We start from the raw sequence: 13282 nt of genomic DNA, 5'->3' as shown, positions 1-13282 counted from the left end.
GACGACGTTTCGACGTCGCTGCCACACTCGGTGTGTCATCTTCATGTCACCACCGGTCTTCTGAAAAATAAGGATAACGAAATGAAACGTATTCTCTCTCGCTGGCGACGCGTGACCATCGTGCTGCGTCTGGCGTCGGCGCTCGTCGCGCACGGTCTTTTGGCCTCGCCGGCGCACGCGCTGGAATTGTCGCAGGCGTCCGTGCCGGGCGCACCTTCCGTGGCCGCCCCCGTCAACTTGACCGAGCGTGCCGACTGGGGCAAGTTCTTCGCGGCGGAAAACGTGAAGGGCACGGTCGTTGTGCTCGATGGCAAGACGCAGACGTATCAGGCATACGATTCGGCGCGCGCCGAGCGGCGCATGTCGCCGGCGTCGACGTACAAGATCTTCAACAGTTTGCTGGCGCTGGAATCGGGCGCGCTGAACGACGAGCGCGAGACGATTCCGTGGGACGGAAAGCCGCGCCGGATGAAGACGTGGAATGCGCAGATGAATTTGCGAGAGGCGTTTCGCGTGTCTTGCTACCCCTGCTATCAAGTCGTCTCGCACAAGATCCCGCGCGCGTATGCGCAGGCGAAGCTCGACGCCGTCGGGTACGGCAACCGGACCATCGGCCGTGTGAACGACACCTATTGGGTGGACGACAGTTTGCAGATCTCGGCGCGCGAGCAAGTCGATTTCCTGCAACGTCTGGCGCGCGGCACGTTACCGTTTTCGGCGCGTTCGCAGGACATCGTCCGGCAGATTTCCATTGTCGAGGCGAATGCCGACTATGTGCTGCACGGCAAGACCGGCTGGTTCGTCGACAAGAAGCCGGATATCGGCTGGTGGGTGGGCTGGCTGGAGCGAGACGGCAATCTGACGATGATCGCGCTCAACATCGATATGAACGGAGACGCCGACGGGCCGAAGCGTGCGCGTATCGTGCGCGAGGTGCTGAAGAACCTGAAGTTGATCTGATTCCGATGCCGTACGACGCGAACGCCGGCGGGCGTCGCGTCGCACGCATTGCCGGAGACTGGCCGACGCGTTTTACAGCGTGCGTCCGTGTTTGAGTGCCGCGGCGATTTCCGCGACGTGACGGCCTTGCGTCCTTGCAATCGTCAACTCGTTCTCGCTCGGCTGACGTGAGCCGTCGGCGGCTGCGAGTGTCGTGGCGCCGTAGGGAGAGCCGCCGGTGATCTCTTTCATATTGGTGAGCGCTGGCTCGGTGTACGGCACGCCGACGATGATCATGCCGTGGTGCAGCAGCGTGGTGTGGAAGCTGGTGATGGTCGTTTCCTGACCGCCGTGCTGCGTCGCGGTGCTCGCGAACACGCTGCCGACTTTACCGGCGAGCGCACCTTTGGCCCAGAGGCCGCCGGTCTGATCGAGGAAGTTGCGCATCTGCGCGGTCATGTTGCCGAAGCGCGTCGGGGTGCCGAAGACGATCGCGTCGTACTCGGGCAACTGGTCGACGCGCGCGACGGGCACGCTGGCGAAGGCAGCGCGTGCGGCCTTTGCGCCGCTCTTTTCCAGCACGTCGTCGGGGACGAGTTCGGGGACTTGCATGACATCGACGTCGGCGCTGGCGACGCTGCGTGCGCCTTCGGCGACTGCTTCGGCCATCTTGTAGATGTGCCCGTACATGCTATAGAACACCACCAGGATCTTGGCGTTGGCCATGGAATTCTCCTTTGGGGTCGAAAGATGCCAGCGTCGCGGACCGTCGGCCGCGCGAGGCGAGCCGTTCCATCATAGTCGACGCGGGTGACGCTTTGGCGTAGCCGCGACCCGCTTCAGCGTAACCGCGACTCGCTTCAGCGTAACCGCGACCCGATAAGGCAACCCAGCGCCAACGCTGCCATAAGCACCGTCACGCTCGCTGAGAGGCCGCCAGCCAGCGCGAGTCCCGTGGCGGCGAGCCCATGCGCCATCACGGCCGCAGGCACGAGTAGCGTGGCGCTCACGACACACCAGCGCATGACGTAGCGCCACATGAAGCGACTCACGATCTGCATACGCGCGTCGAGTTGATGCCGCTGCCAGAAAGACAGATCGGCTGCCGCGTGGAAGAGCCACAGCGGGCTGAAGTATTTGATGAACAAGTCCATGACGCCGTACCGGAAACACAATGCCCGCACGGCGCGGGCATGTCGTCGAGGCACGATGGCGGGGCAGACGCCCGATGGCACATTCACGCACTTGGGGGGGAGTCGACGCATGGGTATTGTAGCAGGCGCTCACTTACTTTGATGTGTCGACACCCGCCCCGATAAGGCATTTTTTTGCTGAATTTCGCTCAACGGCACGCAAACTCCATGTATCCGCCTGTTATTCCCATCATGTCAAGGAGAGGCGCCTGGCGTGTCACTTGCGAGGCTTGCCCGACGCAAGCGGGTGTGGCGTGTTGGCTGTGATCTGCTGGATCAATTCCCAGACGGACTGCGCGGCGGGGGAGAGCGTCCGGTTCTTGCGGCGTACCAGCATGATGGTACGGTCGATCTGTGGCGTGAGCGGCAAGGCCACGAGCCGGCTGTCTGCCTCCGGGCCGTTCGCCGCGAGCCCGGGTATTGCAGGCAACGCCAGCGCAGGCATGATGCTGATGCCGATACCCGCTTCGACCATCCGGAAGACCGTGATCGCGTGCCCGACTTCCTGCGCCACCTGACAGTACGCACCGTGTTCGGCCAGTGCGCGGTCGATCAGCGGTCGGCTGCCGGACGCGTAGTCGAGCAACACCAGCTTCTCGCCATTGAGTTCCTTCCACGTCACCTCGGTCTGCTTCGCAAAGCGATGTGAGCGATCGCATACCACGAGAAACGGCTCGACCATGATGGGTTCGCCCACCAGATCGTCCATACCCTCCGATGCGACGATCACGCCAAAATCGACTTCGCCGTGTCGCACGCTGTCCGTCGCGAGCGTCTGGACCTGATCGCGCAGCATCAGGGTGATGTCCGGATAGCGGGCGGCGCACGCCGAGATGCATTCGGGCATGAGATTCGCGGAAATGTCGGCGCGCTGGCCACGCGCACCCGGCCGCGACGCTCCTCCGCCAGCCCGTGCGTGTCGCGCAGGGCGCTCTCCAGTTCGTCGAGCACCCGGGCGAGGGTGGCAGAGAGGCTAGCGCCCACTTCGGTCAGTGTGACCTCCCGTGTGGTTCGGTCGACCAGCTTGAGCCCGAGTTCTTGCTCCAATTCCCGGATGCAGCGGCTCACGGCTGGCTGAGTCAGGCCGATATCCTCGCCCGCGCGGCTGAAACTGCCGTGCTCGGCCACTGCGAGGAACACTTTGAGCTGGCGCAGCGAGATATTCATGCGTCTTTGGTATGAATAAAATTTTTAAATGAATTTGTATTTTAACTACCCTTGCGCTCTAATACGTAAAAACCCGTAGCGCGAGCGCACACTTCCGGTCACTTTCCTGTCATTTTTTGACACAGTCGACCTCGCTGGCGGCCCCCAATGCCGTCGCGTCCCGTGTTCTGGCGGAACGGGCTTTGTCATTTCAGACGTATCCGAGAGAGTATTCAAGAGCAACGATGGCCAGACCGCGTTTCCTTCCCGACAATTTCACGTTGATGCTGGTGGCTGCCGTTGCGCTGGCCAGTTTCCTGCCTGCGCACGGCGAGGGCGAAGTCGCCTTCAACCTGCTGACCAACGTGGCGATTGCCGCATTGTTCTTCCTGCATGGCGCGAAGCTGTCGCGCGAAGCCGTGCTCGCTGGCGCGACCCACTGGCGTTTGCATCTGCTGGTGTTCGCCAGCACGTTCGCCATTTTTCCGATCGTCGGCGTGGCGCTCAAGCCCGTGCTGTCGTGGATGGTGACCCCGGAGTTGTATCTGGGCATCCTCTTCCTGTGCACGCTGCCCGCCACGGTTCAGTCGGCCATTGCCTTTACCTCGATGGCGCGCGGTAATGTACCGGCCGCGGTGTGCAGTGCCTCGGCGTCCAGCCTGTTCGGCATCTTCATTACGCCGCTGCTGGTCGGCCTGATCGTGATCCATCACGACGGCACCGGCGGCGCGTCGCCGTTCGACTCCATCGGCAACATCATGTTGCAACTGCTCGTGCCGTTCATTGCCGGGCAGTTGTCGCGCAAGGCTATCGGCAAATGGGTGGAGCGCAACCGCGGGCTGCTCAAGGTCGTGGATCAGGGCTCGATTCTGCTGGTGGTCTATACCGCGTTCAGCGAAGCCGTGAACACGGGGCTGTGGCATCAGATTCCCCCGCTGGCGCTGCTGGGCCTGCTGGGCTGCTGCGCAGTCATTCTGGCGATCATGCTCGCGATCACGACGTATTCGGCGCGCTGGCTCGGATTTTCGCGAGAAGACGAGATCACCATCGTCTTCTGCGGTTCGAAAAAGAGTCTGGCGAGCGGCATTCCCATGGCCAAGGTGCTGTTTGCGACCGGCCCGCTCGGCGCGATTGTCCTGCCGCTCATGCTGTTCCATCAGATGCAACTGATGGTGTGCGCGGTGCTGGCGACGCGTTACGCCAATCGCCAGCGGGCTGCGCAGGCGGCGAAAGCCGTCGCGGGCAAAGCCGCGCCCGGTGCCAAGTCCGGCAAGCCGGAGAGCGGCAGCGCCAACGCGGGCGCGGGCCGCTGAGCGCCTGAAGCGCATGTGCCTGGACGCATTCGCCAACGCCTGACCCCACGTATTATCCGATCGACACGGCCCGGCAAGGGCCGTTGTCACACGTTGGTCGTGCGCAAGTGCTAGAATTGCGTCTGTTTCGCTTCTTGACGACCACCCCGGTCCGGCGGCGCCCGACGCATCTGTTACATGACAGACCCCTCTCGCGCCAGCCTTGAGCATGGCGCGCAGCGCCCCTTGAATCTTCGCGAGTGAGCTTTGATGCGGAAACCCTTCCGCGTGGCGGCCCCCGTTTTTTTAAAAGAGATGTCCCTTCATCATGGCTGATGTAAATGCTGTTCCGATCCCCGGCTTCGATAGCTTTGGGCTGCATGCGGACATCTTGCGGGCCATCGCCGAGCAGGGCTACACCCAACCGACCCCCATTCAGGCACAGGCCATTCCGGTGGTGCTGTCCGGTCGCGACGTCATGGGTGCCGCACAAACCGGGACCGGCAAGACTGCCAGCTTCTCGCTGCCGATCATCCAGCGCCTGCTGCCCGATGCCAACACGAGTGCATCGCCCGCCCGTCACCCGGTGCGCGCGCTGATCCTCACGCCGACGCGCGAACTCGCCGATCAGGTGGCTGACAACGTGCGCTTGTACGCGGCTCATACGGCGTTGCGCAACACCGTGGTGTTCGGCGGCGTCGACATGAATCCGCAGAAGGATGCCCTGCGCCGTGGCGTCGAAATTCTGATCGCCACGCCGGGCCGTCTGCTCGACCACGTCGAACAGAAGACGGTGAACCTGAGCCAGGTGAAGATGCTGGTGCTCGACGAAGCCGACCGCATGCTCGACATGGGCTTCCTGCCGGATCTCCAGCGCATTCTGAATTTGCTGCCGAAGCAGCGCCAGACGCTGCTCTTCTCGGCTACGTTCTCGAACGACATCAAGCGGCTCGCATCGAGCTACCTCGCGAACCCGGTCACGATCGAAGTGGCGCGTCGCAATGCGACGGCCGATACGGTCGAACAAGTCGTCTACGAAGTGGATGAAGACGACAAGCGTGCGGCTGTGGTCCAGATTCTTAACGAACGCGATCTGAAGCAGGTCATCGTGTTCGTGAACAGCAAGGTCGGCGCAAGCCGTCTGGCGCGTCAGCTTGAGCGTGACGGCATCGTGACGGCCGCCATTCACGGCGACAAGTCGCAGAACGAGCGTATGCAGGCGCTCGAGGCGTTCAAGCAGGGGGGTATCCGCGCGCTTGTGGCGACCGACGTCGCTGCACGGGGTCTGGACATCTCCGATTTGCCGGGCGTCATCAACTACGATCTTCCGTACAACCCGGAAGATTACGTGCACCGCATCGGCCGTACCGGTCGTGCCGGCGCGTCCGGCGAAGCGCTCTCGCTGTGCGCACCGGACGAGCGCAAGCAACTCGTGGAAATCGAGAAGCTGATCAAGCGCGAACTCAAGCGTGGCGAGTTGGTGATGGAGCGCCGCAGCCGTTCGCGTGACGACCGTGGCGATCGCTACGAGCGCAGCGACCGCGGTGAGCGTGCGGAACGTGGCGAGCGCAGTGATCGTGGCGAGCGTCATAGCCGTCATGACGGCCTGCGTGCTGGCCGTAGCGGCGGCAGCACGCCGCGTCGCGTGCGTCCGGAAGATGAATTCTTCTACAAGCCGTACGAGCCGTCGCCGTCGGCGGGTGAGTCGCAGCGCGACCATCGCACGTCGATCGACGCTGCTGCACCGACGACCTTCGGGGCGCCGTCGGAAAAGGCCCCCAAGCGTCAGGTCGCCGCACTGCTCGCGGGCTTCCCGCGCAAGGCGCAGGACCGCTAAGCAAAGGGTGAGCGCCGGGTGCGGTCGTCTCGGCGCCGCGCGGTCGTCGAAAAAAAGCCAGCGTAAGCACGCTGGCTTTTTCATTGGGCCGTCCCATCCGAACGGGACGGGACAGTGAGCCGAAGATGTCAGCGGGCGTGCTGCGCCTGCCACGCGAGCGTGGCTGCCGCGTAGAAATCATTGCGATGGGAGACGTCGGCGAGTGCCGCTGGCAGCCCGAGGTGCGAGGCCGCTTCCTTGAGGGCTGCGAGGACCGCGTCGGGTGTATCGAGCGACAGCGGCGCGGCACCGTTCTGCTTGCTCAGCTTCTCGCCGTCGTCGGCCATGACGAGCGGCACGTGCAGATAGCGAGGCGTCGGTGCACCGAGGCAGGCTTGCAGGTAGATCTGACGGGCGGTCGAGTCGAGCAGGTCGGCCCCGCGCACGATGTCCGTGATGCCCTGCAACCGATCGTCGACGACGACCGCCAACTGGTAAGCCCACTGTCCATCGGCACGCTTGAGCACGAAATCCCCGACTTCCGTCGCGAGGTCCTGCGTGTGCGATCCCATCCAGCGGTCTTCGAAGTGCATATGCGCGGCGTCGCCATCCGGCACCCGAAGACGCCATGCGCGCGCCGTCTTGCCGTGCAGACCATCGCGGCAGGTGCCCGGATAAGCCAGCGTGCTGTGACGCGCATGCACGCGCGTGAGCGAGTCCGCGATTTCGCGACGGGTACATCCGCAGGGATAGACGCGACCATTTGTCGTCAGGGACGCGAGCGCCTGCTCGTAAAGCGCATGGCGACGGCTTTGCCAGACAATCGGTTCGTCCGAATGCAGGCCGAGACGCGTGAGCGTGTCGAGAATGTTGTCGGCCGCACCGGGCACGCAGCGCGGTTCGTCGAGATCCTCCATGCGCACGATCCAGACGCCCCCGTGCGCGCGGGCGTCGAGCCAACTGGCCAGTGCCGTGACGAGGGAGCCGCGATGCAGCGGTCCGGTCGGGGAGGGAGCGAAGCGTCCGCGATAGGTGCCGACGCTTGCGCGGGCCGACGACGTCGGGGCGTCGGCGGCTGGAGGGGCGGATGAGGCGGCGTCGTGCGCCGAAGCCTGCGCCACCCGGGGTCTCAGGCCAACGTTGCCGCCACAGCCGCAGCGGTATCGGCGGCGGTGGCGCTTGCCTTGTCCCGCACGCAAGCCGGGCACTGCTCGCCTTCGATGTAATCGGGGCTGCGCTGGCCCTCAGCTGTCACCACGGCGCGGCAGGCGAAGCACTGCTTGGTCGTCGACGGGGCGAGGTCCGGCGTGAGCGCGGTGCGGTAGTCGAACACGAAGCAGTCGCCCTGATAGTGCGCGCCGCCCACCTCCTCGAAGTACTTGAGAATGCCGCCGTCGAGCTGATACGTGTGCTCGAGCCCGATGTCGCGCATATAGATGGCGGCCTTCTCGCAGCGGATGCCGCCGGTGCAGAACGACACGATGGTCTTGCCCTCGAAGTCTGCGCGATGTGCGGCGATAACGTCAGGGAATTCCGAGAATTTCGTAAGGCGGTAGTCGACGGCGTTGTCGAACGTGCCCACGTCCACTTCGAAGTCGTTGCGGGTGTCGAGCATCACGACCGGACGACCTTCGTCGTCCTGTCCGGCGTCGAGCCAGCGCTTGAGCGTGGCGGGATCGACGCCCGGCGCGCGTCCGTCTGCCGGTTTGATGACCGGCATCTTCATGGTGATGATCTCTTTCTTCTGGCGCACCAGCATCCGGCGGAAGGGCTGATCGTCGGAGAGACTTTCCTTCACTTCCAGATCGGTGAACCGCGCGTCGGCGCGCAAGCCCGAGAGGAAGGCGTCGATCGACTCGCGCGACCCCGCGAGGAACAGGTTGATGCCTTCCGGCGCGAGCAGGATGGTACCTCTCAGGTCGAGCGCGTTGCAGCGCTCAAGCAGGGCCGGGCGCAGGGTCGCGATGTCGTCGAGCGTGACGAACTTGTACGCAGCGATGTTGACGATAGACATGGCAACGAAATTCCGCAAAAGCGTGAAGCAATAAACCGCCATTATCGCCGATTCGGTGCAAGTTCGCGCTTGATTCAGGACAAAGCCGGGCAAATGAGGGTGACGCTGGCTTTGCACGCGGGCCGCTGCGAGACAGCCCGGGCGCGCGGCGAAATCCGGCGACGCCGCGTTACAATACGGCCCATGTCAGAACCTCGCTTCGTCCACCTCCGTCTCCACTCCGAATATTCGATCGCCGATGGCATCGTGCGGCTCGACGACGTCGTCAAGGCCGCCGCCCGCGACGGCCAGGGCGCGCTCGCGCTCACCGATCTCGCGAACATGTTCGGAGCCATCCGTTTCTATAAAGAAGCCCGTGGCAAGGGCGTCAAGCCGATCATCGGCTGCGATGCCTGGATCACGAACCCGGCCGACCGCGACAAGCCCTCGCGTCTGCTGCTGCTCGCGCGCGACCGGGAAGGCTATCTGAACCTGTGTCAGTTGTTGTCCAAGGCCTGGCTCGGCAACCAGTACCGGGGACGCGCGGAGATCGAGCCGTCGTGGCTTCAGCCCGATGGTCTCGCCCGTGGCCTGCTGGCGCTCTCCGGCGCGCAGATGGGCGACGTGGGGGCGGCATTGGCCGCAGGCAACCCCGATCTGGCGTTGCAGTGCGCGAAACATTGGGAAAGCGTTTTCCCGGGGGCGTTCTACATCGAACTGCAACGCACCGGCCAGCAAGGCATGGAGGCGTACGTGCAACAGGCGGTGCAGTTGGCGGCGAAGGCCGGGCTGCCGGTCGTTGCCACGCATCCCATCCAGTTCATGACGTCCGACGATTTCACCGCGCACGAGGCGCGCGTGTGTATCTCCGAGGGCGAGATGCTGGGCAATGCCCGCCGTGTGCGCCGTTTCACGCAGGACCAGAGTTTTCGTACGCAGGACGACATGCTGGCTGCATTCGAGGACGTGCCGTCCGCGCTGGCCAACACTGTCGAGATTGCCAAGCGCTGCAACCTGACGCTCGAACTGGGCAAGCCGAAGCTGCCGCTGTTCCCCACGCCGGACGGCATGTCGCTCGACGACTATCTCGTCCAGTTGTCGAAGGAAGGGCTGGAGACGCGCCTCGCGCAGTTGTTCCCGGACGAAGCCGAGCGCGACAAGCAGCGTCCCGAGTATTACAAGCGGCTCGATTTCGAGACCGGCACCATCATCAAGATGGGCTTCCCGGGCTACTTCCTGATCGTGGCCGACTTCATCCAGTGGGCGAAGAACAACGGCGTGCCGGTCGGACCCGGTCGTGGCTCGGGGGCCGGCTCGCTCGTCGCCTATGCGCTGGGCATTACCGACCTCGACCCGCTCAAGTACAACCTGCTGTTCGAGCGCTTCCTGAACCCGGAACGTGTGTCGATGCCCGACTTCGACATCGACTTCTGTCAGGACGGCCGCGACCGGGTCATTCAGTACGTGAAGGAAAAGTACGGCGCGGACGCCGTTTCGCAGATCGCCACCTTCGGCTCGATGGCGGCCAAGGCGGCGGTGCGCGACGTGGGCCGCGTGCTCGATCTCGGCTACAACTTTGTCGACGGCATCTCGAAGCTGATTCCGTTCAAGCCGGGCAAGCACGTCACCATCGACGATGCGCTCAAGGAAGAACCGCAACTCGCCGAGCGCTTCCAGACGGAAGACGAAGTGAGGCAACTGATCGAGCTGGCGCAACGGGTGGAAGGGCTCACGCGTAACGTCGGCATGCACGCGGGCGGTGTGCTGATCGCCCCGGGCAAGCTCACCGATTTCTGCCCGCTCTACACGCAGGGCAGCGGCGAAGATGCCAGCGGCGTGGTGAGTCAGTACGACAAGGACGACGTGGAAGCCGTCGGCCTGGTGAAGTTCGACTTCCTGGGCCTGACGACGCTCACGATCCTTAACTGGGCCGAGCGCTACATCAAGCGTCTGCATCCGGAGATGGCGGATTGGTCGCTCGATCAGGTCTCGCTCACGGACCCGGCTGCGTTCAGCATTCTCAAGAAGGCCAACACGGTCGCCGTGTTCCAGTTGGAAAGTCGCGGCATGCAGGGCATGTTGAAGGACGCCCAGCCTGACCGCTTCGAGGACATCATCGCGCTGGTGGCGTTGTATCGTCCGGGCCCGATGGATCTGATCCCGAGCTTCTGCGCGCGTAAGCACGGCCGCGAGAAGACGGAATATCCGGATCCGCGCGTGGAGCCGGTGCTTCAGGAGACCTACGGCATCATGGTCTACCAGGAGCAGGTGATGCAGATGGCGCAGATCATCGGCGGATACTCGCTCGGTGGCGCCGACTTGCTGCGCCGCGCGATGGGTAAGAAGAAGGCCGAGGAAATGGCCGAGCACCGCGAAATTTTCGCCAAGGGTGCCGCCGAGAATGGCCTGACGCGCGAAAAGTCGGACGAAATCTTCGACTTGATGGAAAAGTTCGCGGGCTACGGCTTCAACAAGTCGCACGCCGCCGCGTATGCGCTGCTGGCCTACTACACCGCGTGGCTGAAGGCCCACCATCCCGCCGAATTCATGGCCGCGAACATGAGCTTGGCCATGGACGACACGGACAAGGTCAAGATCCTCTACGAAGATTGCCTCGCCCCGGCCAATGGGCTGGGCGTGCTGCCCCCGGACGTCAACGTCTCGGCCTATCGCTTTGAGCCGGCGGACTCGAAGACCGTGCGTTACGGTCTGGGTGCCATCAAGGGGAGCGGTCAGTCGGCGATCGAGGAAATTCTGCGCGCCCGTGAGGGCAAGCCGTTCACCGACCTGTTCGACTTCTGCGCGCGTATTGACCGTCGCGTGGTGAACCGTCGCACGATTGAAGCGCTGATTCGCGCGGGTGCGTTCGATTCGATTCACGACAACCGGGCGCAGTTGATGGCGTCGGTGCCGATGGCGATGGAAGCGGCCGAACAGGCGAGTGCTGCCGCGAATCAGGTCAGTCTGTTCGATCTGGGCGACGAAAGCCTGCAGGCACCGCTGGAACTGGCCGACGAACCCGCATGGACCGACAAGCGCAAGTTGCAGGAAGAGAAGCAGGCGCTCGGCTTCTACCTGTCGGGTCACATGTTCGACTCGTATTCGGACGAAGTGCGACGCTTCGTGCGCACGCGTATTCGCGATCTGTCCGAAGGGCGAGATCGTCTCGTTGCTGGCGTGATCTCCAGCATGCGCACCATGATGACGCAGCGCGGCAAGATGCTGATCGTGCAGCTTGACGACGGGACCGCCACGCTCGAAGTCACGATCTTCAACGAGCAGTTCGAGGCGAACAAGCACCTGTTCAAGGAAGACGAGCTGCTGATCGTGCACGGCAATGCGCGACCGGATAGCTTTACGGGTGGCCTGCGTTTCACCGTCGAAAGCCTGATGGACCTCGGCCGCGCGCGGGCGCGCTTCGCCCGGGCGCTCAAGCTGTCGTTCAACGGCAATGCCGACTGGACGCGTCTTCGCGCCACGTTGCAACCGCACTGCACGATGTACCGCGTGGCCGCCACGGCGGGCGCTGGCGGTGGTGGCGGCTTCAATGGCGGCGGTGGGTTTAATGGGGGCGGTGGAGGCGGCGGAGGCTTCGGCCGACGCAACGGCAACGGCGATGGTGACGCGGAAAAGCAAAACGGCCTGCCGGTGCATATCGTCTATCGCCGCACGGACGCCGAGTGCGAGTCGCGTCTCGGCGACGACTGGAAGGTGCAGCCTGGCGACGAGCTGCTCGGCGAGCTTCGTCAGTGGCTTACTACCGACTCGGTACAAGTCGTTTATTGAGGCATCGGTGCGGATAAGGCAGCGCGCGTCGGCTGCCTTCGCTGACCGGCGCGTTGGCGTAGTCGCGCTTTGTCCCCGTTGCCCCGATTGCGCCGATTGCCCCGATTTGCCACATTGCCCGCCGTTCGATATCACAAGGAAATCCGGATGTTCTCCATCATCGTTCCGACCTGGAACAACCTCGCCTTGCTGCAACTGTGCGTGCGCAGCATCCGACAGAACTCGCGTTACCCGCATCAGATCATCGTGCACATCAACGACGGTTCCGACGGTTCGCTCGACTGGGTCCGGGCGGAGGGGATCGAGCATACGGCGTCGCCCGATAACGTCGGGATCTGCTACGCGGTGAATCAGGCGGCGGCGCTGGCGCGCGAGAAGTACATCGTCTATCTGAACGACGACATGTATTGCTGTCCGGGTTGGGACACCACGCTGATCGAGCGCGCCGAGGCACAACCGGACAAGGCGTTCATGCTGTCGGGCACGATGATCGAGCCCGTGGATACTGGCAACCCTTGCGTGCTGGTGCAGGACTTTGGCCGTGACGTCGATACGTTCGACGAGGCGGCATTGCTCGCCGCCGTACCGACCTACAAGAAGCCCGACTGGTTCGGCGCGACATGGCCGCCGACGCTCGTGCATCGCGACTGGTGGTTCCTCGTCGGTGGCTACAGTACAGAGCTGAGTCCTGGCATGAGCAGCGACAACGACTTCTCGATGAAGATGTGGGGCGCAGGTGCGCGCCGCTTTGTCGGCGTGGGCGCAAGTCTTGTCTATCACTTTCAGTGCAAGAGCACCGGCAAGGTGGTCAAGAACGACGGGCGCACACAATTCCTGCGCAAGTGGGGCATGACGCAGTCGATCTTCGATCGCTACTACCTGCGTCGCGGCACGCCGGTGCCGTCGGGCAGCGATGGCCGTCTCGCCGAGCCGGTCGACGACAGCAAACTCCGCTGGCAGTTGTTCCGCTCGCGTATCAAACGAGCGCTGGCGAAGTAAGCGCGGAAGACGCCGTGCGCTGAATGAGAAACGGACGCCTGTGGCGTCCGTTTTGTTTTGGGAGTATCGCGGTGAAGTCGCTGTGTTCGAACGCCGCGATTCGGCGGCTTCATCCGCC

Annotated in this window: 9 protein-coding genes and 1 pseudogene; 5 read left to right on the top strand and 5 right to left on the bottom strand. The window is 63.6% G+C overall.

Features of this window, described 5'->3' with window-relative positions; genetic code table 11:
• Window positions 1–81 precede the first annotated feature (81 nt).
• Window positions 82–960, top strand: coding sequence for an OXA-62 family carbapenem-hydrolyzing class D beta-lactamase (blaOXA, locus tag MB84_RS19070; RefSeq protein ID WP_052653498.1), 879 nt, complete (start codon window positions 82–84; stop codon window positions 958–960).
• Between the two features lie 72 nt (window positions 961–1032).
• Here blaOXA and wrbA read toward each other — a convergent pair whose 3' ends face one another.
• From wrbA to MB84_RS19055, 3 genes and pseudogenes are all read right to left on the bottom strand, one after another.
• On the bottom strand, window positions 1033–1665 hold the full coding sequence (gene wrbA, locus MB84_RS19065) for an NAD(P)H:quinone oxidoreductase (protein WP_046292900.1): 633 nt from the start codon (window positions 1663–1665) through the stop codon (window positions 1033–1035).
• Window positions 1666–1799: 134 nt separating this feature from the next.
• On the bottom strand, window positions 1800–2093 hold the full coding sequence (locus MB84_RS19060; protein ID WP_046292899.1) for a hypothetical protein: 294 nt from the start codon (window positions 2091–2093) through the stop codon (window positions 1800–1802).
• A 256-nt stretch (window positions 2094–2349) separates the two neighbouring features.
• Window positions 2350–3299 (bottom strand): annotated as a pseudogene (locus MB84_RS19055) (LysR family transcriptional regulator).
• Window positions 3300–3523: 224 nt separating this feature from the next.
• Here MB84_RS19055 and MB84_RS19050 point away from each other — a divergent pair.
• Window positions 3524–4591, top strand: a complete 1068-nt coding sequence (locus tag MB84_RS19050) for a bile acid:sodium symporter family protein (RefSeq protein WP_046292898.1) — start codon at window positions 3524–3526, stop codon at window positions 4589–4591.
• A gap of 307 nt (window positions 4592–4898) precedes the next feature.
• Entirely contained in the window at window positions 4899–6407 is a 1509-nt protein-coding gene (locus MB84_RS19045; protein ID WP_046292897.1) for a DEAD/DEAH box helicase, read from the top strand.
• Between the two features lie 128 nt (window positions 6408–6535).
• Here the strand turns inward: MB84_RS19045 and gluQRS are convergent, their stop codons facing one another.
• Together gluQRS and MB84_RS19035 are read right to left on the bottom strand one after the other, a co-directional pair.
• Window positions 6536–7381, bottom strand: coding sequence for a tRNA glutamyl-Q(34) synthetase GluQRS (gene gluQRS / locus MB84_RS19040; RefSeq protein WP_046293998.1), 846 nt, complete (start codon window positions 7379–7381; stop codon window positions 6536–6538).
• Between the two features lie 134 nt (window positions 7382–7515).
• Window positions 7516–8400: a sulfurtransferase gene (locus MB84_RS19035; protein WP_046293997.1), complete on the bottom strand. Its 885-nt coding sequence runs from the start codon at window positions 8398–8400 to the stop codon at window positions 7516–7518.
• Window positions 8401–8574: 174 nt separating this feature from the next.
• Between MB84_RS19035 and dnaE the strand changes: the two genes are divergently transcribed.
• Both dnaE and MB84_RS19025 read left to right on the top strand, forming a co-directional pair.
• Entirely contained in the window at window positions 8575–12165 is a 3591-nt protein-coding gene (gene dnaE, locus MB84_RS19030; RefSeq protein ID WP_046293996.1) for a DNA polymerase III subunit alpha, read from the top strand.
• 147 nt (window positions 12166–12312) lie between these two features.
• Window positions 12313–13164 (top strand): glycosyltransferase family 2 protein, encoded by an 852-nt coding sequence (locus tag MB84_RS19025; RefSeq protein ID WP_046292896.1) that lies wholly within the window; start codon window positions 12313–12315, stop codon window positions 13162–13164.
• Window positions 13165–13282 lie beyond the last annotated feature (118 nt).

The sequence above is a fragment of the Pandoraea oxalativorans genome, from assembly GCF_000972785.3.
Lineage (GTDB): Bacteria > Pseudomonadota > Gammaproteobacteria > Burkholderiales > Burkholderiaceae > Pandoraea > Pandoraea oxalativorans.
Note: the sequence above shows the minus strand (reverse complement) of the source record. Positions and strands in the feature narration are given on the sequence as shown.

What these genes read in the sequence shown, in the direction of transcription:
- MB84_RS19050 (WP_046292898.1), top strand. Translation starts at nt 3,524, where the DNA reads ATGGCCAGACCGCGTTTCCTTCCCGACAATTTCACGTTGATGCTGGTG.
- wrbA (WP_046292900.1), bottom strand. Translation starts at nt 1,665, where the DNA reads ATGGCCAACGCCAAGATCCTGGTGGTGTTCTATAGCATGTACGGGCAC.
- MB84_RS19045 (WP_046292897.1), top strand. Translation starts at nt 4,899, where the DNA reads ATGGCTGATGTAAATGCTGTTCCGATCCCCGGCTTCGATAGCTTTGGG.
- MB84_RS19060 (WP_046292899.1), bottom strand. Translation starts at nt 2,093, where the DNA reads ATGGACTTGTTCATCAAATACTTCAGCCCGCTGTGGCTCTTCCACGCG.
- MB84_RS19025 (WP_046292896.1), top strand. Translation starts at nt 12,313, where the DNA reads ATGTTCTCCATCATCGTTCCGACCTGGAACAACCTCGCCTTGCTGCAA.
- MB84_RS19035 (WP_046293997.1), bottom strand. Translation starts at nt 8,400, where the DNA reads ATGTCTATCGTCAACATCGCTGCGTACAAGTTCGTCACGCTCGACGAC.
- blaOXA (WP_052653498.1), top strand. Translation starts at nt 82, where the DNA reads ATGAAACGTATTCTCTCTCGCTGGCGACGCGTGACCATCGTGCTGCGT.